This window comes from Alkalimonas mucilaginosa, from assembly GCF_036327005.1.
Classification (GTDB): Bacteria; Pseudomonadota; Gammaproteobacteria; order Enterobacterales; family Alteromonadaceae; genus Alkalimonas; species Alkalimonas mucilaginosa.
Genome location: NZ_JAUGZK010000001.1, coordinates 185,533 through 212,274, shown reverse-complemented (window position 1 = coordinate 212,274; position 26,742 = coordinate 185,533). Strand labels below are relative to the sequence as shown.

Below are 26,742 nucleotides of genomic sequence, written 5' to 3'. Positions count from 1 at the left end.
GCAACGACTGACGGCCAGAATCTGACTGGCCGCAGAGGCTTTAGCTGGTCATCTTTATGCCAGCCAGAGTTCAGAACTGGCCTCGTACACCAAGTAGCCAGGTTCGTCCAAATTGCTCATGCTCATACACCCGACTCCGATCGCCCTGAAAACGTACAGCTTTGCTGTTCGTCAAGTTACTGGCTTCAACATAGGCGGTTAGCTTTGGCATCAAGCGGTAGCTTACCGATCCGTCGAGCGTGGCACGGCCATCCCACCAGATAGAAAAGTCAGGTTGCAGGGTGTTGAGTGAATCGATAAATTCAGAGCGATAGTTGTAAGCCAGCTGGCTGGAAAATGCCCCACGATCGTAACTTAAAGCCAGGTTGTAACTGGTGCGGCTGGTCCCCGGCAGTCTGGTTTTCACATCGGAATCCGGTAGCCTTGCTGCTGAGTCGGTCAGGGTCAGGTTGGCCAGTAAGCCAACCCCTGGCAGGGCAGTCAGTTGCTGCTGCCAGTTGAGTTCCAGTCCCAGCAGATAGCCTGAGCGGCCATTCTCCTGCTGCGAAGCGATAAAGCCGCTAAAGTCACCTTCGGTGATCAGACTGCGAGCGGTAAAAATAGGTTGGCGGATATGTTTGTAAAATAAACCAGCAGACACCAACCCCAAAGGTTCCATATAGTATTCAGCCATGGCATCCAGATTGTAGGCATAGGCTGGCTTGACCGACATATTGCCCTGGCTCAGGCGGCCGCCGGAGACGCCCCGCTCTTCAATCACCAGATAAGGCACCAACTCTTCAAAGTTAGGCCGGTTTAATCCGGTACTGAACGCAGAGCGTAACACCAGGCCAGAATCCAGCTCATAGCGCAGGTGCACACTTGGAAACAGCTGTTGCTGTCGGCGACTGGCCTGCTGCAACTCTGCCTCTTCGGTCTCGCTGTCAAAGCGAACAGCCTCGCCCCGGGTGTAGGAGTGCTCCAGTCGCACTCCATACAACAAGGTCAACTGCTCCCATTCCAGGGTATTCATGGCATAGACGGCATAAATATCTTCTGACACCTGGTAATCATTCACCAAAGAGGCTTCGATACGCTGTTGGTAGTCCATACCTTCCAGTGCAGCGCCATGCAAGGCCACAAAGTCACGCTCAAGCTTGGCGCCATTGTGGTAACGGCCGCCAAATGGTAAAGATTGCTCAGTACGAACCACGTCGGCATAGCCCGGAGCCAGCGAGGCATTGCTGTTACGAAAGCGATCTTCATCATTCCTTTTGTCTTTCAGGCGGGCTTTCAAGCCAAACGACAAAGTGCTGTATGCTTGCCCCCAATTTAGAGGTACCTCCAGATCCAACCCATAGGATTGCTCTTTCTCTTCCGACGCACCAAAGCGGCGCTCATAACGACGGAATCCCCAGTCATCACCCAGTAGATCAAAACGATTGACAGCCTGCACACTGCCATCCTGGATCAGGTGGTACGATGGCAAATCGGTATCGCTGAAGTCATAGTGCAAGGCCGGCCGCTCATTCGCCCGGTACAGCAAGTAGTCCCTGTTCGGGTAGGTCTGGGTCGCTTTAGACCAGGAGGCATGGTAATTCAGGTTAAAGCGCTCAAAGACGGAGTGTCCGCCAAACTGAGTCGCATCGATGGTGTTGACCACGGTACGGTGACGTAATTCCTTTTCAAAGGTTGCGCGACCGGCTTCGCCCTGCACCGCATTGGCGTCATCGTCAAAACGCTCCAGGCTTATCACCAGCGCGTCACGGTATTCGTCATCTTTGAAACGTGAATGATTGTGCAGCAGGTACAGGTGATGTTCAGGCGCAGGCCGCCAGTCCAGCCGGGCTGACAAACCATGACGGGTTCTGGTTAGCTGGTAATCTTTAAACACCGTTTCATCCACCAGGAAGCGACCATCGGGTAACACAATCCAGTCATGCTCGATGTTGTTGGTTACCCGCTCTGTCGTACTGTGACTGGCAGAAATCAAGACACCCGCCTGCTGCTGGCTACCAAAGCGGCTCCCCAGCGTCAGGCCGCCGCGATAGAGATCACCATTCCCAAGCTGGTTCTTACCGGCAGCCAGTTGGTAGCGGGCAATGCGTTCCAGGCTGTCCAAAGCACCCTGCGTGACGATATTGATGGTGCCGGCAATAGCATCAGCGTCCATTGCGGGTGTCAGTGCTTTGGTTAACTCGAGCGTGGCTATCACATCCGCCGGAATGGTATCCAGTTCAATCGCGCGGGTCCCACTGTCTGGCGATGGCAACGACATGCCATTTAAGGTGACATTGGCAAACTCCACCGGAGCGCCACGAACATTGACATAGCGGCCTTCCCCCTGATCCCGTTGAATGGATGCGCCTGGAAGGCGCTGCACCGATTCCGCCACATTGTTGTCTGGAAAGCGTCCCAGTACATCCGCAGAAATCACCGACTTGATGTTATCCGAAGCACGCTGCATGTTCAGTGCACGCGATTGGCCACTGCGACTTCCAAGCACCTGCATCACTTCGGTATCATCCCGTTGCAACCGTACCTGCAATAAGGTTCCCTGCTCCGCACTCAGTTCCACAGAGAGTTGATGCCGGCCATAGCCCAGATAACTGATTTCCAGTTGGTAGACCCCAGGCGTAAGTCCATCAAAGCGAAAACGTCCTTCACGATCTGTGCTGGTTTCCCGGTTTGTGCCCAGCACCCGCACTTGAGCGCCCTGTAAAAAAGAGTTTTGGCCATTTTGCAACTGACCACGCAAACCAGTTTGCGGAATTGGCGAAACAGCGACCTGTAACCGGCCATCGGCCACAACCTCGGCTTGAGCTGGCCCCATAGTGGCGCACAAGATCCCAATGGCCAGGGCGCTGAGCCGAAACTGAAAACGAGTGAGCATTCGCTGTTTTTTTATCGGTGTGCTGATCATGACATATCCTGTTGTAGAGACATTGAGTGACGTTTGAAAGTGGTATTGAATGGCGCTGAGTATGAGGCAGTTTTATGACAGCTCATGGTCAGGAAATGCAGCCAGTTGCTCCCAAATGACCCGGGTCCGGGCCGTTCACTTCAGCGGTGTTTGTGTCATTTTTTTGCAATAAATCTTTGCGACCATCATGCTTTTGCATCGGAACTCAACGCATGTGGCGTCTGCATCAAATCAAACTTGCACTGACAAGCCTCAGCCTGGTTATAGGAGCCTGGCTGGCGGTATGGCTCGGGCAGCCAAAACCAGCAGCCATCATTGACTGGTTCGATGTATTAGGCGAAGGGACCACCTTGCTGGTCTGCCTTGGCTGGTTACTGCTCATCGTCAGCCGCAGACCGAAAAGCCAGGTCACCAACTGGCTGTTTCTTGGCTGCAGCCTGCTGACATTTTCCTACCTGCTGGATGTGCTGGATGAGTTTTTCCGCTACCCGGAACACCTGCGGCTGATGAGCTGGCTGGAATCCATCCCAGCCCCCTTTGGCATGCTGGCGCTGACTCTGGGGGTACTTGGCTGGTTAAAAGAGCAGCGGGTGATTGAACGGCAGTTGCAAAGCCGAGAGCAGGTACTGCGTGAGCACCAATGGATAGATCCCCTTACCCAACTCTACAGTGCCGCCTACCTGCAGGCATTACTGCAGAGGGAGCAAGCTGCGCAGCAGCAGCTAAACCTGTTGGTGCTTGATTTAAAAGGTTTTAGCCATTACAACCGGCAACATGGTGTTGCCGCTGGTGATACCCTGCTGCGACACCTCAGTGAGCTGAGCCTGAGCCTGCTGCGACCAGCAGATGTACTATGCCGCTTCGCCGGCGATCGTTTTGTCGCCTTATTGCCAGCTACCGGGCCTACAGCAGCCGAACTGCTGGCTTTGCATCTGAAACATCAGTTGGATAAACACCTGACAACAGGCAGCGCAGTCCAACTGCAATATGCCGTGCTGCCCGTCTCGCCTTCCGAGCGGATAGATACCATCTTTACCAGGATTGAGCAGGTCCGCTTTCAGCCGTCTCAGCCGTCACCAGTCACGCAGCCAGCCTGATGCACTATTTTCTGCAGGATGATCCTTGCCTGCCAGCCCGCAGCAGCCTGATGGAATTATTGGCCCTGTGTGAGCGCCGTGGCCTGGCTGCGAATGAATTACTCTCCGGTACCTCCTTGTTTGCAGCAGATCTGCACAAACCCAATGCCAGATTGTCGCCCCGGCAACTGGATAAAGTCATCCAGCGCGCTTCGCGCATCAACTATGGCGACACCCTGCCATTGCTGCTGGCCAGTGCAACCTTGTACCAACAGGACTTGCCACTTGGCAAATTACTGTTGCAACAAAAAAATCTCGGCAAAGCACTCGCCTGTCTGTATTTTTTCCGTCAGCAGTTACAGCCCCTAGTATCGCTAAGTGTGCTATGCCATCAAGACCGTTTAAGCCTGTATTTCAGCGACAGCATCGGACTGGCACCATTGCACCAATTTACCATTGAACACAGCATCAGCCTGCTGTTGGTGCTGTTTAGTCACTATGGCCTTGATGCCAACAGCTGTCGTAAGCACGTGAGAATTGAACTGTGCCGGCCAGCCCCTGCACTGCTGCATGACTACCGGCATCACTGGCCAGCGGATATTCATTTTATGCAACGCCATAACCGGCTGAGCTTTCCGCTGGCCTTTTTACAGCAACCGGGCAGTACTGCAACAACAAAGGAAGTGCTCTGGCTGTGTCGCTTACAGCGCCATTACAGCCCCTCCGGCATGGGTCTGCTAAGTTACAGCCGGCGTTTCCTGCAGCGTTGCCTGCCGGTACAACCTACACCGGAACAACTGGCCAACGAACTTGGCTTAAGTCCTGCACAGCTAAAACGCCTGCTGCGCCAGCATCATAGCCACTTCAGCCAATTACTGGATGAAGCCAGGCAGCAACATGCTTTGCAGCTGATGCTAAAACCGAAACAGTCCAACCGCCAATTGGCATCCGAGCTGGGTTATTCCGACGAGCATAACTTCCGCCGGGCTTTTAAGCGCTGGACGGGTCTGCAACCAAGTGTTATCAAAGACTGGTTTCTGATCTGAAGACACTTTGGAGTTGCTTCAATACCACTCAAGCTAGCCAAGACTTTTCATTCAGTGCCGGATCCGGCCAGTATGGTCCTGATAAGTTGGTATACTGCATGTAATTTGATGATTGCAGGTGCCTGTGATGCTAAGTGCTGATGTATGCCAACAAGCCCGCCAAAGCCGCGACCCACGCTTTGATGGTGCCTTTTTTACCGCGGTAAAATCCACCGGCATTTTTTGCCGCTCTATCTGCCCAGCCAAAACACCGCTGGAAAGCAATGTCGAGTACTTTGCCAGTGCAGCTGCAGCCAGCGTGGCGGGCTATCGTCCTTGCCTGCGCTGCCGGCCGGACAGCGCGCCGGGCTCTCCGGCCTGGCAAGGCAGCCACACCAGCTTACAGCGGGCACTGCGCTTAATTGATGAGGGCGCCTTGCAACAAAGCAATCAGGCCCAATTGGCAGAGCGACTTGGCATCAGCGAGCGCTACTTACGGCGCTTGTTTCAACAACATCTGGGGATTGCCCCCAAGCAGTATGCGCTCCATCAGCAGGTACTGTTCGCCAAAAAGTTGCTGCACGAAACCCAGCTTCCGATCCAACACATTGCGGTAATGGCTGGTTTTCACAGCATTCGCCGTTTTAATGATGCTTTTGTCAAGCAGTTGCAGCTAAGTCCCAGCCAGATAAGGCGCAGCACTGTGCCAACATCAGATGGTTTACTCACGCTGGAGCTTAGTTACCGCCCGCCTTTGGCCTGGCCATCCTTGCTGGCGTTCTGGCAAGCACGAGCGCTGGACAAAGTAGAATGGTGCACGGCTACCGGCTATGGCCGCAGCTTTCACTGGCAAGGTCATACTGGTAGTTTTTATGTTGAGCCTGGCACGGCCAACCAGCTTCGACTGCAACTCCACTATCCGGCTGGCCACGAAATCTGGTCGCTTATCCGGCATATTCGGCGGCTACTCGATCTGGATGCCGACTGCACCCTGATTGAGCAGCAACTGCGTCAACATCCCTGGTTTCAACAGCACCTGATCAGCGGTCTGCGCATCCCTGGCGTCTGGAGTCTGTGGGAGGCCGGAATTAGGGCCATATTAGGCCAGCAAATCAGTGTTGCTGCCGCCAGAACCCAATTAAATCGATTGGTGGCAGCGCTGGGCGAGCCATTACCAGAACAACCGGATAAGCGCTTGTTCCCAACACCAGCCGCGGTCGCAGACAGTGAGCTACTAATGCTAAAACTGCCTCAGTCCCGCCGTCAGACGTTGCGTGATTTTGCCAGCCTGATGCTACAGCAACCAGAAGCCCCCCCTGAGCAATGGCTTGCGATCAAAGGCATAGGACCCTGGACCTGCCACTACGCCAGTCTGCGTGGTCTGCAAGACAGTGATATCTGGTTAGGGGGCGATTTAGGCATCAAAAAAGCCCTGCAACAACACGACAACGATATGAGCCACCAACAGTTAGCTCCCTGGCGCAGTTATGCCACCTTGCAACTTTGGTTTCAAACAGCGACGGTTGCAAACAACAGCCCCCAGACAGGACAACGCCATGATTGAATGCATGATCCAAGGCCCATTTGGTGCCATCTCAATCCGTACCAATCAGCAAGGGATCAGCGCCATCCACTTTATTAAGGAGGAAGCAGCTCTGATTGCCCCAACATCAGCCCTGCACAATGAAGCTGCCCGGCAGTTGACGCGTTACTTTGATGGCTCACTGCAAAGGTTCAGCCTGCCGCTCGCGCCAGCCGGCACCGCATTCCAACAAGCAGTCTGGCAAGCACTTCAGCAAATTCCCTTTGGTGAAACCCGCAGCTACCAGCAGATTGCCAATGCCATAGGTAACCCTAAAGCCGTCCGAGCCGTTGGTATGGCCAACAGCCGCAATCCGGTTGCGATAGTGATTCCGTGCCATAGAGTAATCGGTGCCAATGGGCATTTGACCGGTTACGCAGGCGGACTGGAAAAAAAAGCCTGGTTGCTGCAGCATGAACAACAACCAGGCCAGACGCGCTGCTGAAGGATGGGCAGCAGCACAGAACGAGGTGAAGTATCAGAACTGGTAAGATACACCCAGGCGAAACTCATTGGAGCGATTGCCACTGTTCAAAGCAACACTGGTCCGGGCTGCCCAATCCGGGCTAAAGTAAAAAGCAAGACCACCACCAAGGCTGGTATAATCACGACCAATAGTGTGGTAGCTCAGCTCAGTAAACCATTCCACTTCCGGCGTCAGCTTGTCGGTGATACCGACACCAGCATAAATACCGGTATCACTGGCATCTTCAAAAGCATGCTGCAGCCCACCGCGAATATAGGTTTGAATGGATGGTGCAAAATCCAGTTTAAATTCTGTGAGATAGTTGGCTCCCAAAGAAAACTGACTAACATCGACCGAGCGCTTCGACACCCGCTCTAAATCGGCACGCACTACCCAACGAGGCTCCAACTGATGGCTCAGGTTCAGGTAGGCACCAGAGCCAAAATGATCCACATAACCAACGCCAACATAATCCCAGTTCACAGCCGCAGCCTGCGCTGCAGCCATTGATAATGCTAACGCACAACTTATCCGGGTCAATTTTTTCATCTTAGATCCTCCTGGTCACTGCCTTGAAAATACCACCGTAATTCCGGCAGTTATTGATTTGTCTGATCTCAAGCTAACAAAAGCCAGCTTAACCAAGCCTGAACCCATACCATTCAATAAAATAGATTTATACATGCCAATATATGCAATTTTCTTTCGAATGATCTTGGTGTTTAATGCTACTACTTTCTCCTTAAGGAACACGCCATGAGCATTCGTACATTGCAACAACTGATCCCCGCCCGGCAGGTTTCCGATGGTGCCGGCGTGAAAATTAAACGCAGCCTGGGTCTGAGCCAACAGCTGCGGCTGGACCCATTTCTGATGCTGGATTGCTTTGGCTCAGACGAAGCGAGCGATTACATTGCCGGCTTTCCAGCTCACCCACACCGTGGCTTTGAAACCGTAACCTACATGCTGCATGGTCATATGTTGCATCAAGACCATATGGGCAATAAAGGCCACCTGAAAAGTGGAGGTGTGCAATGGATGACCGCAGGCCGTGGGATTATTCACTCGGAAATGCCGCAGCAGGAATCCGGTTTGATGCAAGGTTTTCAGCTGTGGCTGAATCTTCCTGCGGCAGAGAAGATGAAAGCAGCCGCCTATGTGGATATCGCCCCCGAGCTGATCCCGCATGCCGCCTTACCCGATGGTGGTGAGGTCAAAGTAATTGCTGGTCGTTTCCAAACAGCTGGGCTCAAACTGGATGGCGCCATTCGGGGCCTGAGCACGGATCCCCAGTTTTACGATTTACACTTGCTTGCTGGTCAGTCCATCGCGGTGCAGTTGCCGACAGAGCACAATGCCTTGCTGTATGTCTACGAAGGCAGTGTAGAACTGCCCGCAGGCCCGCAACCGGCAACCATCGGCCTTCACCATGCCGCCGTTCTTGGCCAGGGGGATGAAGTGCATGTCACAGCCCTGGTCGATACCAAGGTGATTGTGCTTGCTGGCAAGCCGATTGGTGAACCGATTGCGCAATACGGACCTTTCGTGATGAATACACCCGATGAAATTGAACAGGCCATACGCGATTATCAGGCTGGCAAACTGACCGGAGATCAACCCTTGCAAGCCATTCAAATCTGACAGGAAAAGCAGTATACCTAAGTAACTTCAAGATGCAGGATTCAGCGGGAGATAAAAGCACTTTAGGCAAGGCGGCTGTTGGAAGCTTTGGTGGTTCCAAAGCAAGAACAGCAAACGCGGCATAAAGTGCTTTTAGCCCCGCCCTACGGGAGCCGCTGGGCACTTCCACTGCGGTGTTACCCTGGCTAGCAAGGTGGTCGACATTGCGTCGCCAGTGTGCCTTGCATTGAAAGCGCCCAGCGACTCTGAAACTCGCATCTTGAAGTTACTTAGGTATATACTGCGGCTTTCCCCTTCAAGAAGACAAATGACGATGCAGCGGATTGGAATCATTGGTGCCATGGAACCAGAAGTGGCGCTGTTAAAACAGCAACTGACCGACGCCAGTACAGAACAACTTGGGCCGTATCAGTTTTATTGTGGTCAGTTGGCTGGCATGGCGGTAGTGCTGGTGCAATCAGGTATAGGCAAAGTCGCTTCGGCACTGGCAACCAGCCTGATGATTCAGCATTTTCAGGTCGATGCCGTGATCAATACGGGCTCGGCTGGTGGCTTTGATCCTGAATTACATGTTGGCGATATCGTGATTGGTACTGAGCTGTGCCATCACGATGTTGATGTGACGGCCTTTGGTTATGCGCCAGGCCAGGTTCCGCAAATGCCAGCGACCTTTAGCAGCGATACCCGCCTGGTAAAAGCAGCAGAACAGAGCATCCACCAATTGGGTTTTTGCCAGACCAAGCAAGGCCTGATTGCCACTGGTGACAGTTTCATGTGCGATCCGGTCCGGATTGAGCAAACCCGTCAAACCTTTCCCACCATGTTGGCGGTTGAAATGGAAGGCGCAGCCATTGCTCAGGTCTGTTACCAAATGCAGGTGCCCTGCGTGGTGATCCGCAGCCTGAGTGACATTGCAGGTAAGGAATCGCCGGACTCGTTTGAGGCCTATCTGGCAGTAGCATCGAAGAACAGCTCTGCCATGGTGGTGGGCTTGCTGCACCAGCTTAACGCCTGATACCTATGCCGGAGTTTGAGCTACTGCTATCTGGTCCGGTGTTGTTCTGGCTGACTCTGCTGATGGCAGCTTTGCTGCCACTGCCACAAAGTTATCAGCCACTGACCTTCTACCGTTTTTTTGCACAGAAACTGGCGCACAAGGTCAATCCCGATCCCAATCGCAGCAAGCAACAGCTCCGCTTATCCGGCACTCTGGCATTATTACTGGCTGTGGTGCCTTTTATTATCATTCTGGCTGCTTTTTCCTGGCTGATGGCCTGGCCGGAAGTGTATCAATTACTGCTGTTGTATCTGTGTCTTGATTTTGGTCCTGTGCGGCATCGCATCAGCCGACTGCAACAAGCACTACAAGGCCGGCAACTCAGTCTCGCCAAAGATCTGGCCAGCCATGTTTTGCTGCGCCAAACCCAGCCATTATCGGCAGTAGGCCTGAGCAAGGCTGGTATTGAAAGCCTGTGGTTGCAGTTTGCCCAAATCTGGCTAACGACCTTGTTCTGGTACCTGATAGGTGGCATCTGGCTGGCCATCACCATTCGACTGCTGTTAATCCTGCAGCAAGAGTGGAGCCCGAAATTAGAGCACAATCGTCACTTTGGTGCTACTACAGCCATCTTAGCTCGCTACCTGCTCTGGCCTGGCTACTGGCTGTGTTTTGCCCTGGTTTGTATTCGTTTGCGTTGCCGAAGTACCCTAAGCCACTTTCGTCACAGCCGAACTACCTACTTTGATATCGCGCAACGTGCTTGCCTAATCAGTGCCTGCACTAGCCTGCGCTGTCGCTTGGGAGGCCCGGCTATGTACAGCACCACTAACAAAATCAACCGGGATAAGCTGGCACCAGAGTACCCAGAGCCCAATCACTCACATTTACTGCATGCCCTGAGCGCACAACAACAATTGCTGCATTTTATGCTGGCTATTTTGCTGCTCTTTACCGCTGGCTGGTGGTTATTCACCATCTGAACTTGTTTCGCTTTAGAGGCTGGACTTATTTCTGCAGCTTAGTATAGTGAATGCCTGCTTGATTTACAGCAACAATGAGTGCGCGCAGATGGTTCAGCATAAAACAATAACAAGACTGTGGACTGAGGGGCGGCGGTGAATCTATTTAGCGTGGCTCTTGCCTTCGTTGTATGCCTGCTAGCTGGCATGCAAACAATACAGGCCCGGCCAGTGCTCCAGCCGTTAACACCTGAACATGGCCTGTCTCAGGGTACAGTGCCACATATGATGCTGGATGCTAAAGGTTTTTTATGGCTGGCCACCGACGGTGGTTTGAACCGTTTTGACAGTGCACGTATCAGCCAGTTAACCGATCCCCAGCAAACACTGCAAGATACCTACTTCTCCAAAACCGTGCAACTGACCGATGGCTCCATTTGGGCGGCAACACCAAGAGCCGGCATCTATCGTTATGATGCCACAGCTGGGGTGCTGGAACCCTACTTTTCACTGCCTGGCTTACATGAAGTCACCTCCTTGCAATATCTGACGGATCTGATTGAGCTGCCACAGCAACAACTGCTGGCATCAACTAATCTTGGTGTTTTTATACTGGATATCGAAAGCAAACAAAGTTCCTTGCTGTATCAGTTACCAGCAGCATCACATGCCAATGAGTTCATTCGAACCCTGCATCCTTATCGGGACTGGTTATTTATTGGAACCAACCGGCAATTGCTGTTGTTGGATCTTAGCAGCAGTCAGGTGCACTCTTTACCCTATTTGCCAGGCAATGCCAATGAGGACCAACGCCATGTCAAATTTTTCTCCATCCAGCAACAACAGCTTTGGGTTGGCACCGTAGAAGGCCTTTATTCGCTGCCGCTGGCTGGGATAGAAGCCTTTATCCGGCAAGGGACCACTTTAGCTGGCACTGTCCGTATTCAGGATCGCAATATCTGGCACCTTGAGTGGCAGCAAGATCATGCCCTGGTTGCCACGGAGCAAGGCTTGTTTCATTTTGAGCCCGAGCAAAACAGGCTGGAATTACTATGGCGCTTTAGTGACAGCGAGCATCAGCTAACAGATAACAACATCATCAGCATGGTCGCCGATCAGCATGGCGGTTTCTGGCTTGGTAGCCGTTTTGATGGCGCTTATTACTGGCATCCACGTACTCTGGCATTTCGCCATCTTGGCGCTGAGCCCGGAACCACAGAACAATTAAGCAGTATCCGGGTTCAGGTGGTGGCCGAAGAAAACCCCGAAACGCTCTGGATAGGCACCAACAATGGCCTCAATCGTTTAAACCTGCAAGATGGTAGTATGCAAGCTTACCTGCAAAACCCGGATCCAAAAGCAGTTTGGCATGACAGTACCATTTTGAATATTTTCCCGGATCCACAGTTCGGAATATTTTTTAGCTCCGCCACCGGACTGCACTTATTTGACCCACAGACAGAGCGATTATTAGCCTTGCCATTGAGCGAAGATGCGGACCCAAGCTTGCTAAAAGGAGGTGCCAGGCATTTTTGGCGCGATCAGCAAGGCACTTTCTGGTTTGTTACCAACCGCAGCTTTTATCATTATCAGCCAGCAAACGGCAGTATCCGGCCTGTGACCGCATTGAATCAGTTAGCTCTTGATCGTTTTGGTGGCTTTTTAGGGTATCTGCCAGGCTCGAACGAGCAGCTGCTTTTAACGACAGCTGATCGACTCTGGCTTTATCACCAAACGTCAGAGCAGCTGGAGCAGGTGTTCCATGCCGAACACCATAGCCCGGGTTTATTACGTATCGCTGAGAATACTTTACAAGATCAGTTTGGCCGGCTGTGGGTTGCTTTCAATGGCGTTGGCATTCTGGTATTTGATCAAAACTTTCAGCTGTTACAGCATTTTGATCAACGCAACGGCTTACTTAGTAATCTGGTATTCAGCCTGCAACAAGATCGTTATGGTTATATCTGGTTTGCTAATCACCACGGTTTGTTCCGTATGCATCCACAAAGCTTTCACCTGGAGCGTTTTAGCCGGGCCGATGGTTTGCTGACCCACGAGTACAATGGCAGAGCAGGAATCCGCTTAAGCGATGGCAGATTGGCTTATGGCAGCATGCGCGGCCTGACGTTAATTCAACCTGAACACTTGCAGGGCCACAGCGAAGAGAGCAGAGCCGTAATCACCGAGTTCAGTTTATTGGATGGCCGCTTTGCCACTCCCTATAGCCATCTGAATGACCAACATATTCAATTGCCGCACAATGCAGAAGGCTTAAAGCTTAACTTTAGCAGCATGAATTTTCGTGACAGTAAGAAAATGACCTTTCAGGTCTGGTTGGAAGGCAAACAAGCGTTTCGCTTTCCCAGACAGTCTGATCACCAACTAATTATCCCCAAATTGCCGGCTGGCGATTACATTTTTAATGTGGTGTCCATCTCGCCCTTAACAGGGGAAGAAAGTGAGCCTGCCAGGCTTTTCATCAGCATCGCAACCCCCTGGTGGGCCTCTGGCTGGGCCTATCTGGGTTACACGCTGTTTCTATTGCTGATGTTACTGCTCTGGCGCAACAATCGAAGACAGCATCAGCGGATATTAGCGCAAGCTCATAGCAAATTAAAAGCCAGTGAACAACGAATGAAGCAAGCTCTGGCCGCGGTCGATAGCGGAGCCTGGGAATGGCATGCCAGTAAAAACAGCCTGTTTGCCTCACGTATTCACAGCATGCTGGGCTATCGCGAGTCACTCAACCCGCTGACGCTGGAACAGCACCTGTCGTTGATCCACCCACAAGATAAAACACAATTTGAGCAAAAGTGGCAGCAGTTTATTGCCCAAAAAACGGGCAGCTTTGATCACACTTACCGCCTGCAACACAAAAACGGCCACTGGCTGTGGTTTCGCGATATTGGCAAGATCGCAGAGCTGGATGATGAGCAAGAAGTGATACGGGTGATGGGCACCTTTAGCAATATCACCGAAACCCGCGCCAGCCAGGAAAAAGCACGGCTCTTTGGTGAAGCTTTCCAGAAAACCCGTGACTGGGTGGTAATTCTGGACGAACAGCAACGTATGATTGCAGCCAACCAATCCTTTGCCGATGCTTTTGGTCCGGTCGAGCACTATCTTAGTAACCCGCAAACCCATCATCTGGGTATCAGTTTGGATCGGCGCCGTTATTACAGCAATTTATTGCGCGAATTTCGTATCAACCAACATTGGCAAGGTGAAGAGCTTGTTATCACTCCGGACGGACGAGAACGCCCTACCCTGATCAACATCAGTGCTGTCGGGGAGCAGGATAAAGTCGGTTTCTTCGTGCTGGTATTTACCGACATTACAGATCAAAAGCTGGCTGAAGACGAACTGCGCTATCTGGCCAATTACGATGCTCTGACCGGTTTGCCAAACCGGGCCTTGCTGATGGATCGTATTCATCACGGTATTGAAAATGCAAAACGCAGCAAACGCTCTCTGGCCTTGTGTTTTTTAGATTTGGATAAATTTAAACAGATCAACGACTCCCTGGGCCATGATATTGGCGATCTGCTATTAAGAGAAGTCGCCAGACGCCTCAACCTGGCCTTGCGTGAAAGCGATACCGTCGCACGTCTCGGCGGTGATGAGTTTGTCGTCCTGCTGGAGGGCTATAAAAGCAGCGACAATATCAGCCATGTGGCTCGGAAAATGTTGCAAATTATCGGTGAGCCAATGCAACTTGGGCCTCATACGGTTGGAGTCTCCCCCAGTATCGGCATTGCGGTCTATCCAAGCGACGCCTATACAGCCTTTGAGCTGATGAAGCATGCGGATGTCGCCATGTACCATGCCAAGGAAGCTGGCCGGAATAACTTCCAGTTTTTCACCAGGGAGATGAATGAAAAAGCTCACATGCAGCTGGCGCGTGAAACCCGGCTACGTAAAGCCTTTCAGCAACAGGAGTTTGTCAATTACTACCAACCCATTATCGACAGCGAACACAAATGCATGGTGGGTGCTGAAGTATTGCTGCGCTGGTACAGCAGCGACGGCGTGGTATCACCGGTAGAGTTTATTCCGCTGGCAGAAGATCTCAGTCTGATTATTCCAATGACCCAACAGTTATTAGAGCGGGCCCTGGCAGATCTGCAAGGCTGGCATCAGGCTGGGTATCCACTGTATCTTTCCGTCAACTTATCGGCCCGTCACCTGGAACATGACAACCTGGCCGAACAGGTAGAGCAGATGCTAAGAAAGTATCAGTTGCCACCACACTGTCTGCGTTTTGAAGTGACAGAAAGTGCCCTGATGCGCGATCATAGCAGTGCCATTGCTACCATGCATGCATTGAGTAAACTGGGCATTAAACTGGCGTTGGATGACTTTGGTACTGGCTACTCCTCATTGAAATATTTAAAAGAACTGCCGATTGATGCCATAAAGATCGATCGAAGTTTTGTCAAAGACATCGGCATAGACCAAAACGACGAAGCCATCATCGAAACCATGCTCAGCATGGCAGCCAGTCTGAGCATGTACTGTGTGGCCGAAGGGGTTGAGACAGAACAACAACTGCACTTCTTTACCGAGCGGCGCTGCACTTTGATTCAGGGCTACTTTTTTGCTCAGCCGATGCCTGCTAATCAGCTCAGGCAACTGTTAGAAAGCAAACGGTTTGCGACCTGCGGTACCACTGAACCGGAATCGTTGTAAAACAGCCTCAAGCTCCCCTGCACAAGCTTACAATCTGCTACAATGCCGGCTTTTGTAGACCGGGCCCATCATGCGAAATCCTCTCCTGCAAGGTGCTTTACTACTGTTATTGGCAGAAGCCTGTTTTGCTGGCATCGGTGCTTTGGTGAAATACAGCAGCGGCATGGCCACCGAGGCTCAGGTGGTATTTTTCCGCAATGCCTTTGCGTTGGTATTGATGTTGCCATTTTTGTACAGCAAAGGCTGGAGCCTGCTGAAAACAGAACGTTGGTACCTGCATGCCTTTCGTGCATTAACTGGCCTGGTATCCATGTACTGCTTTTTTTATGTGCTGGGCCAGCTGCCACTGGCACAAGCAATGGCGGTGCTGCTGCTCACTCCCTTTATCATCCCGGTTATTGCTCGTATCTGGTTAAAAGAGCGTCCCAGTCAGCTTACGCTGATTGCGATTGCGCTGGGCTTTGTAGGCGTCTTGCTAGCTCTGCCAGCACCGGCACCAGGCATGACTCTGGTCCTTTTGGTGGCACTGGCTGCAGCCACCTTGGTAGCTATCACCAAGACCACCATCCGTTATATGTCGAGTACTGAACCTGCCGTTCGTACGGTGTTTTATTTTTCCTTACTGACAGCGGTGTTTTCGGTCATTCCGCTACCGTTTTACTGGCAACCACTGCCACACGAAGCCTGGTTGGCTTTTATCGGCATGGGCATCCTGGCAGCCATCGGCCAGTTGGCAATGACCCGGGCCTATGCACTGGCACCTGCCAGCGCCATTGGTATCTGGACTTACAGTAGCGTTATCTTCGCCGGCCTCTTTGGCTACCTGTTCTGGCAGGAACCGGTCACCATGAGCTGGCTGGCCGGCGTGCTGGTGATTTTTTATGCCGGCTACGTCACTACCCGGCAACGTTTGCTTTAAGCAAACACCCAGCCGACAGGGCTGGCACTTCCGGTCTGGCTGGGCTAAAATATGCGCCCTTTATGCGCAGTAACGACACAGGGTCCATCAAAGCATGAGCAAAAAGCTACACATCAAAACCTGGGGCTGTCAGATGAATGAGTACGATTCGTCGAAAATGGCAGACCTGCTGGATGCCACCCATGGCTACAGCCTCACCGAACACGCTGAGGAAGCCGATGTGATCCTGCTGAACACCTGCTCAATTCGTGAAAAAGCGCAGGAAAAAGTCTTCCATCAGTTAGGTCGTTGGCGGCCACTGAAAGCCAAAAACCCCAATCTGGTGATTGGCGTGGGTGGCTGTGTCGCCTCGCAGGAAGGTGCTGCTATCCGTGAGCGTGCGCCCTATGTCGATATTGTCTTTGGTCCACAAACCCTGCACCGCCTGCCTGAAATGATCAAAGCGGTTACTGGCGATCGGGCGCCTGTGGTCGATGTATCCTTCCCGGAAATCGAAAAATTCGACCGTTTGCCAGAGCCCAAAGCCGATGGCCCAACGGCTTTTGTTTCCATTATGGAAGGCTGCTCCAAATACTGCAGCTTTTGTGTGGTACCTTATACCCGCGGCGAAGAAGTCAGCCGGCCGCTGGATGATGTATTGTTTGAAATCGCCCAACTGGCGGAGCAAGGCGTACGGGAAGTCAATTTGCTGGGCCAGAATGTCAATGCTTACCGTGGCAGCATGCACGACGGCAGTATTTGCAGCTTTGCTGAATTGCTGCGGCTGGTGGCCGCTATTGATGGCATCGATCGCATACGCTACACCACCTCGCATCCGGTTGAGTTTACCGACGACATCATTGAAGCCTATCGCGATATTCCGGAGCTGGTTGATCACCTGCACCTGCCGGTGCAATCCGGCTCGGATCGCATTTTAACCCTGATGAAGCGTGGCCATACAGCACTCGAGTTTAAATCGCAAATCCGTAAGCTGAAAAAAATCCGGCCCAATTTAAGCATGTCATCCGATTTTATCATCGGCTTTCCAGGCGAGACAGCCGAGGACTTTGCTGCCACCATGACCTTAATCCAGGCCATTGACTTTGATATGAGCTTTAGCTTTATCTACAGTGCCCGGCCAGGCACCCCAGCTGCCGACTTGCCGGATGATGTCAGCGAAGATGAAAAGAAACAACGACTCTATATTCTGCAGGATCGTATCAACCAGCAAGCACTGCGGATTGCCCGCGGTATGCTGAATACGGAGCAACGCATTCTGGTGGAAGGCCCATCGAAAAAGAACCTGATGGAGCTGTGCGGCCGCACGGAAAACAACCGGGTGGTCAATTTTGAGGGCGATCCAAAACTGATTGGTCAGTTTGTCGATGTGCTGATCACCGATGTCTATGCCAACTCCTTAAAAGGCACCTTAATCCGGACCGAACAGGATATGGGATTGCGCCGGGCGGTATCGCCGCAGCAAATTCTGGCGCGCCAACCCAAAGCCGATGAGCTGGGAGTGGCTCAGTTTGCCCCCTAAGCTCCCCTTCTTGCCAACAGGCTGGCGCTGCCAGCCTGAGCCATTGAGAATTTGCCATTGAGCACTGCAACCAGCCAGAAAACCTTTACCGCAGTCCCGGCCGAGCAGCAACGTCTGCTGTCTTTGTGCGGCCCTTTTGATGAGCACCTGCGTCTGCTTGAGCAACGTCTGCAGCTGAACATAGCGCATCGCGATGAAGTCTTTAAACTCAGTGGCTCTGCCAGTGCGGTGCAAGCGGGTCATTTTGTGCTGGATCAACTCTACCGTGAGACGTCACAACAAGGTAAAGTGATAGAACTTAGCATTGAGCAGGTGCATTTAATGATCCAACAGGCGCAAAATGCCAGTACCGACCAAGAGACCGCAGCGGACTTTAGCCTGAAAACCAAAAAAGGCTTGCTGACCCCGCGCAACCCGCATCAAAAGGCCTACGTCAAACATGTGCTGAAGCACGATGTGATCTTTGGCATAGGCCCGGCCGGTACCGGTAAAACCTACTTAGCCGTCGCGTGCGCCGTCGATGCGCTGGAAAAAAACCTGGTACGGCGTATCGTGCTGACCCGCCCGGCAGTGGAAGCCGGTGAAAAGCTGGGCTTTTTACCAGGCGATTTGTCGCAAAAAGTCGACCCTTACCTGCGCCCTTTGTACGACGCCCTGTTTGAGATGCTTGGCTACGACAAAGTAGAAAAGTACCTGGAACGCGGCATTATTGAAATTGCCCCGCTGGCTTACATGCGTGGCCGCACTTTAAATGATGCCTTTATTATTCTGGATGAAGGCCAGAACACCACCGTCGAACAGATGAAAATGTTCCTGACCCGCATCGGCTTTAACTCCAAAGCGGTGATCACCGGTGATGTCACCCAGGTCGACCTGCCACGCGGCCAGTATTCTGGCCTCAAGCATGCCATCGATGTGCTGTCCAATGTCGATGCCATCAGCATGAACTTTTTTGATGCCAAAGATGTGGTGCGTCACCCCATCGTGCAAAAAATTGTCCTGGCTTACGAAGCACACGAAGCCGAAAAACTGGCTGCCGAAGCCGACGCAACACCGGCAGAAAAACGCCCGCGCAGGCCCAACGCATGAAGCTGGAACTGGATCTGCAGCAAGCCAGCACGGCTTCCGACTTACCGACTGAAACGCAGTTTGCTCAGTGGGCAGAACTGGCATTGGCGGCTTATCGCAGTGAAGCGGAACTCACCATTCGCCTGGTCGATAGCCATGAAAGCCAGCAATTGAATTTGCAGTACCGCGGCAAAGATAAGCCAACCAATGTGCTGAGTTTTCCCTTTCAGTGCCCACCCGGCCTGAGCCTGCCTTTACTCGGCGACCTGGTGATTTGCAGCCAGGTGGTTGCTGAAGAAGCCAGCCTGCAAGGAAAAACACTACAGGCTCACTGGGCCCATATGGTGATCCATGGATGCTTGCATTTAGTGGGATTTGACCATATAAAGGAAGACGAAGCCGAGCAGATGGAGCAGCTGGAAATAGCGCTGCTGGCAGAGCTGGGTTTTACCAACCCTTACCTGACGGATGCAGAGTAAGATACCGATGATTAGCTGGAGCATACAGTTCATTAATGAGTGACGATAACCCCCACTCTAGCCGCGGCTCTGCGCCGAAATCCTGGCTGGATCGCATTGCCGGAATATTTAACGCAGAGCCCCAAGATGTCTCGGAACTTGAAAACGTGATCAGCGAGGCTGCCAATAACCTGCTGATCGACGAAGATACCAAAGGCATGCTGCATGGTGTGCTGGATGTATCCAAGATGCGCGCCAGGGATATTATGATCCCACGTTCACAAATGGCGACGCTGGATGTCGAACAATCCATTGCCGACATTCTGCCCATTTTATTGGAAAACAACCACAGCCGATATCCGGTGGTCAATGAAGACAAAGACCACATCGAAGGCATTCTGCTGGTAAAAGATCTGCTTAAATTCGCTTTTCAGCCCGATGCACCTCCATGTCATCTGCGTGATATCATGCGACCAGCGGTGATTATTCCCGAAAGCAAACGGGTGGACGCGCTGCTGAAGGAGTTTCGCCAAAAACGCTATCATATGGCGATGGTGGTCGATGAGTATGGCGGTGTTTCAGGCTTAGTCACCATAGAAGATATTCTGGAGCAAATCGTCGGTGAAATTGAAGATGAACACGATGATGCCGAAGATGCCGATATCAAAAAAATGGCCAGCAATGTGTTTCAGGTCAGTGCGCTGACGCCGCTGGATGAATTCAACAACCACTTTGGCAGCCACTTCAACGAAGAAGAAGCCGATACCATCGGTGGCATTGTGTTGCATGCTTTTGGTCATATGCCGGAGCGTGGTGAAACCATTGAGCTGGATGGGCTGTTGTTTAAAGTCAGTAAAGCCAACAGCCGGCGGTTATTGCAACTGCAAGTGATTAATGGCAAAGCACCGGTTAGTAGCGAGTCCGATTGAGGTGTTCAATCCGCCACAGCTGACAAGGGTGTTTGACTCACGCTGGCTTAGTGCCTGCTTGATGGCACTGACCGGTGCCATTAGCACCTTTGCCTTTGCGCCCTATAGCTTCACCTTACTCCCTGTGCTCACCATCGCCATACTGTGTTATGCCGCCTGTTGCAGCAGCCGCTGGCAGCAAGCCGCCTGGCTGGGTTTTAGCTGGGGGCTGGGTTACTTTGCGGCAGGCCTGAACTGGGTGCATATTCCGATTGAGCAATTCGGTGGTTTGCCCTTGCTGCTTAGCCTGGCGCTGCTGCTGCTGTTAAGTGCCTATCTGGCACTCTATCCCTTGCTGTTTGCCCTGCTGGCTTTTCGGCTGAAAGCACATTCGATGTTACCGCTTTATCTGGCCGCAGCCTGGATGCTGCTGGAGGCCCTGCGCTCCTGGTTTCTGACCGGCTTTCCCTGGCTCTCGCCGGGCTACAGCCAAACGGACAGCATTCTCAGGCACTGGGCCCCGCTGATTGGTGAAACCGGCCTGACCTTTGTTTTGGTGCTGAGTGCTGCTGCGCTGATGCAACTGCTTGCTAAGCGCCAGTTTTGGCCCACTGCACTGGCAGTACTGCTCTGGCTAAGCGCCCCATTGGTAAGTCACTGGCATGGGTGGCAAACTACCGGTGAAACGCTGGATGTTGCGCTGGTTCAGGGCAATATCAAACAAGAGCTACGCTGGGATCCGGCCCTTGAAGTCAGCACCATGCGCCTTTACCTGGAATTAACTCAGCCGCACCTGGGCACTCCCCTGATCATCTGGCCGGAAGCGGCTATCCCCAGGGTAGAAATTCTGGCAGAACCTTACTTATTTGAGCTCGATGCCATTCTGGCAGAGCATGGCAGCAGCCTGGTCACCGGTATCATCGAGTACAACTTTTACACGGAAGAGGCCTGGAACAGCCTGATCACCCTGGGGAAGCGCCGGCAAAGCGATGCTGGTGGCCATTATCAACCCAGACACAGCAACCGCTTTGAAAAGCATCACTTACTGCCCATTGGTGAATTTGTCCCTTTTGAAGACCTGCTGCGCCCCTTGGCACCGATTTTTGATTTGCCGATGAGCTCTTTTAGCCGGGGCAGCTTTGCGCAGCACAATCTGCTGGCCAATGATCACAAGTTACTGCCGGCCATTTGTTTTGAAATTGCTTTTCCACGGCAGCTGGCAGCGAATTTCCAGCAGGATACCGGCCTACTGCTTACCGTTAGCAACGATGCCTGGTTTGGTGACAGCATAGGGCCGCACCAGCACCTGCAAATCGCCCGGATGCGGGCACTGGAGTTTGGCCGGCCCTTGCTGCGCGCCACCAACAATGGCATTACCGCTACCATTGCGGCCAATGGCCGCATTCAACAGCAATTACCGCAGTTTGAAGCGGGTGTTTTGACCGACCAGATGCAACTTACCACTGGCCAAACGCCCTACAGCCGTTACCGGGATTGGCCGCTGTGGTATTGCTCTTTATTATTGTTACTGCTGGCAGGCTGGCAAAGCCGGCGCAAACCAGCTTAACGGATCACCCGGGTACCGACTTCCAGCTCCACCGGCTGAGCCAGCTTTTGCTCAATCAGGCTTTTGATGTCATCCATCTGGGTTTCATTAATGGTAGAGCGTGATACCAGCGTCAGCGAGATGCGGATTGGGTTGCCTGGCCTAACCTGCACCTGACGCAGCTGAATATCCTCCAGCACAATGCCTTCCAATTGCTGTTTAATGCGCCCTTCCTGCACCATATGGGAGAAACTAAGCGCCAGTGGAATACTCAGCAACACCACCAGCCCAAAGGTCAGGGCCAGGCCACGACGGGCACGGTGAAACGGGCTGTAGCCGAGGAACAAAAAGGTCAGCACAGCGGCTAAGATAATACCCACCAGGTTGGTCAGATAAAGCAAAAACGCGCCCCAAAACACGGTGAAATCGGCCCAGCCCAGGCCAATGCCTGCCACTGCCAGCGGCGGCACCAATGCCACGGCGATAGCCACCCCAGCTAAGCTTTTGGCCACTTCCGCCCTGGCATGGGCATAGGCACCGGCAATACCAGAAACCACCGCTACGCCTAAATCCAGTAAGGTGGGGCTGATACGGGCAGCAATCTCACTGTTGATGGTATTGAGCGGAATAAGCCAGGTGGCGATCACCGCGCAACTGATGGCTAACGCTGTGCCTACGCCGATACTGCGGGCACTGGTTAGCATCAGGCCTTCATCCTGTCGCAGGGTGCCAAGCGCCATCGAAATAATTGGCCCCATCAATGGAGCCAGGATCATGGCGCCAATAATCACCGGGGTGGAGTTGGCAAACAGGCCAAAAGTTGCCAGCAAAGTCGCCAACAGCATCAGCATCAAATACGACGGCGTAGCTTTGGCACTTTCCCGAAGCGCCAAAAATAAATCCTTAAACTCTTCGGTCGCAGCGTGATGGATCCAGGGCAGTGGATAGGTCACCAACTCGGTTTTTGCTTTACCGGCCGGCAAAGGCTGGGTTTTAAAGACTTCTTTTTGCTCGGGCAGTTTCTCCTCAACCGCCAGGTAACGGCCCGGCACCATCGTCAGACAACGCGGCTCGACCCTGAGCACCAGTTCTTTGCTTTTTTCAATCAAGCCATCGTGGGTGTAGCTGATGGTTTTCGGGCTTTGGATGCGTAAACTGCTGGTTTTTAAGTGCCCGACAAACGATGGGGTCCCTTTGTTCCAGTAATCCCGTAAAAACAAGGCGGCAAATAAAAAGCGCAACATCTCAAACACACTGCGTGGTACCAGCACCAGCGCATGCAGCATACCATCATTAGCGCTGGAGTCGGCTACCAGCCGACGCGATAGCACCGAGCTGCGGCCATGCTCTACCGCAACAATGCCAAGGGCTGCGGTATCCAGCTCTTTGCCTTTCTGGGTAGTCAGTTTAAAGGCACTGAAGGTGACCTGGCCCACTTTACTCAGCAAACGGAAAAAGCGCTTTAATCGCAATGCAAAACGCTCGGCCAGTGCTTCGCCCGGGATCAGTGAAAAGGTATCGCCCACTACTACCGAGTTAAATACCGGTGTTTCGTTGCACAACATCAGATCCAGCTGCTCAGCCTCGCGATAGATAGCATCTTCCAGCGCCGAGGCCAAATCACCACTGATACCAAAGCCATAGCGAGCATGGCGCATCTCCGGGTGCGGCAACAAGGCAAGCTGCCAGTGGTTTTGCCGTGCCTGCTGCACCAGTTCACGCAAGGCCTCATCGGGTAAATAGCAGAGCAAGCGTTGCTCTGCACTAAACAAATGGCTGAGCTTGCCAGTCCAGAGCAACAGCTCAGCTTGCTGGCCATGTTCATCAATAAGAGGCAGAATGTGCTGACGCACAAACTGCTCATCCATCGGCTGGCACAAGAGGACCAGTTGCATACTTACCGGCTGATTAGTCATCATCGCTGCAACCATTGACAATTTCGGCAATCTCCGCCAGGCGTTTCAATACCATCGCATTCAGCGTTTTCTTCGGGTAAGCCCCTCGTTTTGAGGGCTCACCAGCTTCAATGCCGGTCAGTAAATACAAGGCTTCATCGACATTTTTTACTACATAAATATGAAATTCACCGCGGCTTACCGCCTGCCGCACTTCCTCATTCAACACCAGGTTCAACTGATTGCTTGCCGGGATCACTACGCCCTGACTACCAGTCAAACCTCGCAGCTGACAAAGCCGGAAAAAACCCTCAATTTTTTCATTCACACCACCGATGGCCTGCACTTCACCATGCTGGTTGATGGAACCCGTCACTGCCAGACTTTGCTTAATCGGTACCTGGGTGATGGCTGAAATCAGCGCACAAATCTCTGCCAGCGAGGCACTGTCACCATCAATATGACCATAGGATTGCTCCATGGCAATATTGGCCGATAAGGTCAGAGGGAAGTCCAGCGCATAACGTGCTCCTAAAAAGCCGTTTAAAATCAATACGCCCTTTGAGTGAATGGCTTTACCAAGCTCGACTTCCCGCTCAATATCCACCACACCGGAAGCACCGGCAAACACCGTCGCACTGATGCGGGCCGGGGTACCGAAGGTGGTATCGCCAATTTCCAGCACCGTCAGGCCATTGACCTTACCGACCGCCAGCCCATCGCTGTCGATCAGAATCTGCCCTTGCTGGATGTCCTCCAAAAAGCTTTCACTAATGCGACCGGTTCGGTACTGCTTGCCAGCCAATGCCTGACGGACATGCTCAGCAGTCAGGCTATCGCTGCCAGCCTGAGTGGCGTAATAACACGCTTCACGCACCAGCTCCAGCACATCGGCAAAACGAGCCGACAATTTGTGTTGGTGCTCGGCCTGACGAAAACTAAACTGCAACAGCCGTTCAAAACCGCACTCGGATAGCTGCTCCAGCCCCAGCTCGCGCATTTGCAGACGAATTTGCCGCACCATGTAATTCATGGTTTGTTGCTGATACGGCAGGTAGTGTTCAAAATCCGCCAATACCCGAAACAGCTCATTAAACTCTTCATCCACTTCCTGGATCAGATAATACAGATCGCGTGAGCCCATCAGGATCACTTTGACCTGCAATGGCACGGCTTTGGGCGTAATGATGGTGGAGTTGGTAACGGCATGGTCACTGAGAGTATCTATCACCAGCTCGTTGCTTTTAAGCGCCTGCTTCAACGCTTCCCAAACCTGCGCCTGCGGCAGCAGTTTGTCCGCATCCAGAATCAAGTAGCCACCATTGGCACGATGCAAAGCACCCGGACGGATCATGCGATGATTGGTGTACAAGGATCCGCCGCTGGTAGCGTACTCGACCCGGCCAAATAAGTTCCCGTAAGTAGGTAGCGGTTCAAACACTACGGGTGCTCCATCCATAGCGGCATGATGCACCAGCACATTGGGCACAAACTCTTCAATAAATAAAGTCCGGATATCCAGCTCTTCGGCTTTTTCCGGTTCAGTTTCTTCCGGCAGCAGTTCCAATACCAGTTTTACCAGATGCGGCCGCATATCACGCAGATAACGCAGCACACCCAGCTCAGCCACATAATGATGCTCCAGCGCTTTAAACAGCGGCTTAAACACCTGCTCGATGGTGGCTTTTCTTAGCTCACGTAGTTGCTCAGACACCTCACGCTTCCACTGTGGCAATTCAATCAACTGCTCGTTTAAAATGGTTTCCAGCTCGCCGACCAGATCGTAGAAATACTGCCGCTCTTCGTCACTCAGCTTGTTAAACTCGCTGTCATCCAGTGGTTTGCCATCGATCAGTGGGGCGAAGGTAACGGTGCCGTTTTCTTCGTACAGCACCACTTTTTTCTCCAGCGCCTTTTGTTCAACCGCCTCTAATGCTGCTTCGTAGCGGGTATCAAAGGTACGCTGAATGGCTTTTTTCTGCCGCTGGTAACCAGGGTTATCAAACGCAGCCGGAAAGGTATCCAGCACTTCGTCCACCAAATCTTCGATACGTTTCGCCAGCGCTCTGCCCTCACCAGGCAAAAGCCGCAAGGTGGTTGGCAGGCGCTCATCATCAAAGTTTCTCAGGTAACACCACTCGTCTGGGGTCGCTTTTTCGGCCGCTGCATGCTGCAGAATGTCCTGCACCAAGGTAAAGCGCCCCAGCGCAGGCTCCCCCATCACATAGAGGTTGTAACCCGGCATGTCCATACCAATAGCAAACTGCAGGGCCGCTTTCGCACGCTCCTGACCAATAAAAGCTGGGGTTAACTCGGTTTGTGAGATGCTGTGTTTCAGCCAGTCATTGCGCAGTTGCGGCGCCAGTTGGTGAGGGGCAAGCGCCAGAGTCTCGAGAGTTTGGGTCATGAAGTTCCTTGCAATCCATGGGGCTCATGTTGAATGAAGGGTATTATACGCACAGACAGAATGCAGCGACCAGTGAATTACTGGCCGCTTCGAGCCTTGGTTATTTCAACTTTAATCGAGTGGTACCCCTTCCCGGTTAAAACTCACCCCACCACAGTTGGTGCAGGCCAGTAATTCCGCCGGATGGTAATAATTGGCCCGCTCGCCACAGTGTTCACAGCGATAGCAACCCATACCAACTCGCTCGCCCTGAAAATAAACGCCTTTGTGCCGGAAGTCTTCCAGAATTTCCTGCCACTCCACCTGGCTGCGATCGGTGATTTGTGCCAGCTCATACCACAAGGCCTCTGGCCACAAGGATGGCTGCTCTTCAGCATCTGTCTCGGTATCCTGCCACTGGCGTTTTAAGGTTTCGACAAAAAGCCGGGTTTCATGGGCGGTTAAGTCTTTACCCGCCTGAAAATAAGCGCGGACTTGCTTATTCAACGCCATCAACTGGTCGACCGAGTCTTTCTCAGCATTGCTGACCATATCCGCCAACTGCGTTAACCAAGCCTGGTATTTCTTTTTTAGTTCCATCGATACTCCTGCTGGCTGCATTTGACTTCAGTATAGCAAAGCTGTTTTCAAGTTGTTGTAAGTCAGTGGCTGCGGTATCCTATAGCGAATTTTTCGCGCCCTC

19 protein-coding genes are annotated in these 26,742 nt (G+C 52.5%); 14 read left to right on the top strand and 5 right to left on the bottom strand.

Annotation, left to right across the window (positions count from 1 at the left end):
• Nucleotides 1-70: 70 nt before the first annotated feature.
• The gene (locus QWF21_RS00925; protein WP_330086153.1) at nucleotides 71-2,902 is read right to left on the bottom strand and encodes a TonB-dependent receptor; all 2,832 of its coding nucleotides are present in this window, start codon (nucleotides 2,900-2,902) and stop codon (nucleotides 71-73) included.
• Between the two features lie 212 nt (nucleotides 2,903-3,114).
• Here QWF21_RS00925 and QWF21_RS00920 point away from each other — a divergent pair, with 212 nt between their 5' ends.
• From QWF21_RS00920 to QWF21_RS00905, 4 genes are all read left to right on the top strand, one after another.
• Nucleotides 3,115-3,999, top strand: a complete 885-nt coding sequence (locus tag QWF21_RS00920; protein WP_330086152.1) for a GGDEF domain-containing protein — start codon at nucleotides 3,115-3,117, stop codon at nucleotides 3,997-3,999.
• Nucleotides 3,999-5,024, top strand: a complete 1,026-nt coding sequence (locus QWF21_RS00915) for a helix-turn-helix domain-containing protein (RefSeq protein WP_330086151.1) — start codon at nucleotides 3,999-4,001, stop codon at nucleotides 5,022-5,024. The genes QWF21_RS00920 and QWF21_RS00915 overlap by 1 nt, the downstream gene beginning before the upstream one ends.
• Before the next feature lie 127 nt (nucleotides 5,025-5,151).
• Nucleotides 5,152-6,567, top strand: coding sequence for an AlkA N-terminal domain-containing protein (locus QWF21_RS00910; RefSeq protein ID WP_330086150.1), 1,416 nt, complete (start codon nucleotides 5,152-5,154; stop codon nucleotides 6,565-6,567).
• Complete coding sequence (locus QWF21_RS00905; RefSeq protein ID WP_330086149.1) at nucleotides 6,560-7,030, top strand: methylated-DNA--[protein]-cysteine S-methyltransferase; 471 nt, start codon at nucleotides 6,560-6,562, stop codon at nucleotides 7,028-7,030. Before QWF21_RS00910 ends, QWF21_RS00905 begins: the two co-directional genes overlap by 8 nt.
• Before the next feature lie 33 nt (nucleotides 7,031-7,063).
• Here QWF21_RS00905 and QWF21_RS00900 read toward each other — a convergent pair whose 3' ends face one another.
• Nucleotides 7,064-7,600, bottom strand: coding sequence for a hypothetical protein (locus tag QWF21_RS00900; RefSeq protein ID WP_330086148.1), 537 nt, complete (start codon nucleotides 7,598-7,600; stop codon nucleotides 7,064-7,066).
• A gap of 207 nt (nucleotides 7,601-7,807) precedes the next feature.
• Here QWF21_RS00900 and QWF21_RS00895 point away from each other — a divergent pair, with 207 nt between their 5' ends.
• From QWF21_RS00895 to lnt, 10 genes are all read left to right on the top strand, one after another.
• Nucleotides 7,808-8,692, top strand: coding sequence for a pirin family protein (locus QWF21_RS00895; RefSeq protein WP_330086147.1), 885 nt, complete (start codon nucleotides 7,808-7,810; stop codon nucleotides 8,690-8,692).
• A 313-nt stretch (nucleotides 8,693-9,005) separates the two neighbouring features.
• On the top strand, nucleotides 9,006-9,707 hold the full coding sequence (locus tag QWF21_RS00890) for a 5'-methylthioadenosine/adenosylhomocysteine nucleosidase (protein WP_330086146.1): 702 nt from the start codon (nucleotides 9,006-9,008) through the stop codon (nucleotides 9,705-9,707).
• A gap of 5 nt (nucleotides 9,708-9,712) precedes the next feature.
• Nucleotides 9,713-10,672, top strand: a complete 960-nt coding sequence (locus QWF21_RS00885) for a cobalamin biosynthesis protein (RefSeq protein WP_330086145.1) — start codon at nucleotides 9,713-9,715, stop codon at nucleotides 10,670-10,672.
• Nucleotides 10,673-10,858: 186 nt separating this feature from the next.
• Nucleotides 10,859-15,340 carry an EAL domain-containing protein gene (locus tag QWF21_RS00880; RefSeq protein ID WP_330086144.1) on the top strand — a complete coding sequence of 1,494 codons (4,482 nt, stop codon included), beginning with the start codon at nucleotides 10,859-10,861 and terminating at the stop codon, nucleotides 15,338-15,340.
• Nucleotides 15,341-15,410: 70 nt separating this feature from the next.
• Nucleotides 15,411-16,259, top strand: a complete 849-nt coding sequence (locus QWF21_RS00875) for a DMT family transporter (RefSeq protein WP_330086143.1) — start codon at nucleotides 15,411-15,413, stop codon at nucleotides 16,257-16,259.
• A gap of 94 nt (nucleotides 16,260-16,353) precedes the next feature.
• Nucleotides 16,354-17,778: a tRNA (N6-isopentenyl adenosine(37)-C2)-methylthiotransferase MiaB gene (gene miaB, locus QWF21_RS00870; protein WP_330086142.1), complete on the top strand. Its 1,425-nt coding sequence runs from the start codon at nucleotides 16,354-16,356 to the stop codon at nucleotides 17,776-17,778.
• 57 nt (nucleotides 17,779-17,835) lie between these two features.
• The gene (locus tag QWF21_RS00865) at nucleotides 17,836-18,867 is read left to right on the top strand and encodes a PhoH family protein (RefSeq protein ID WP_330086141.1); all 1,032 of its coding nucleotides are present in this window, start codon (nucleotides 17,836-17,838) and stop codon (nucleotides 18,865-18,867) included.
• Nucleotides 18,864-19,325 carry an rRNA maturation RNase YbeY gene (ybeY, locus tag QWF21_RS00860; RefSeq protein ID WP_330086140.1) on the top strand — a complete coding sequence of 154 codons (462 nt, stop codon included), beginning with the start codon at nucleotides 18,864-18,866 and terminating at the stop codon, nucleotides 19,323-19,325. The genes QWF21_RS00865 and ybeY overlap by 4 nt, the downstream gene beginning before the upstream one ends.
• A 35-nt stretch (nucleotides 19,326-19,360) precedes the next feature.
• The gene (locus QWF21_RS00855; RefSeq protein WP_330086139.1) at nucleotides 19,361-20,233 is read left to right on the top strand and encodes an HlyC/CorC family transporter; all 873 of its coding nucleotides are present in this window, start codon (nucleotides 19,361-19,363) and stop codon (nucleotides 20,231-20,233) included.
• 61 nt (nucleotides 20,234-20,294) lie between these two features.
• Entirely contained in the window at nucleotides 20,295-21,779 is a 1,485-nt protein-coding gene (gene lnt, locus QWF21_RS00850; protein WP_407935249.1) for an apolipoprotein N-acyltransferase, read from the top strand.
• On the opposite strand, the gene QWF21_RS00845 is transcribed toward lnt, so the two are convergent.
• The 3 genes from QWF21_RS00845 to QWF21_RS00835 form a co-directional block, all read right to left on the bottom strand.
• A complete protein-coding gene (locus QWF21_RS00845; protein WP_330086137.1) occupies nucleotides 21,776-23,677 on the bottom strand; it encodes a TIGR00341 family protein in 1,902 nt (633 codons plus the stop codon). The two genes, lnt and QWF21_RS00845, sit on opposite strands and share 4 nt — an antisense overlap.
• Nucleotides 23,667-26,060, bottom strand: a complete 2,394-nt coding sequence (locus tag QWF21_RS00840) for a Lon protease family protein (RefSeq protein ID WP_330086136.1) — start codon at nucleotides 26,058-26,060, stop codon at nucleotides 23,667-23,669. The genes QWF21_RS00845 and QWF21_RS00840 overlap by 11 nt, the downstream gene beginning before the upstream one ends.
• A 111-nt stretch (nucleotides 26,061-26,171) precedes the next feature.
• Nucleotides 26,172-26,639, bottom strand: coding sequence for a zinc ribbon-containing protein (locus QWF21_RS00835; RefSeq protein WP_330086135.1), 468 nt, complete (start codon nucleotides 26,637-26,639; stop codon nucleotides 26,172-26,174).
• Between the last annotated feature and the right edge of the window lie 103 nt (nucleotides 26,640-26,742).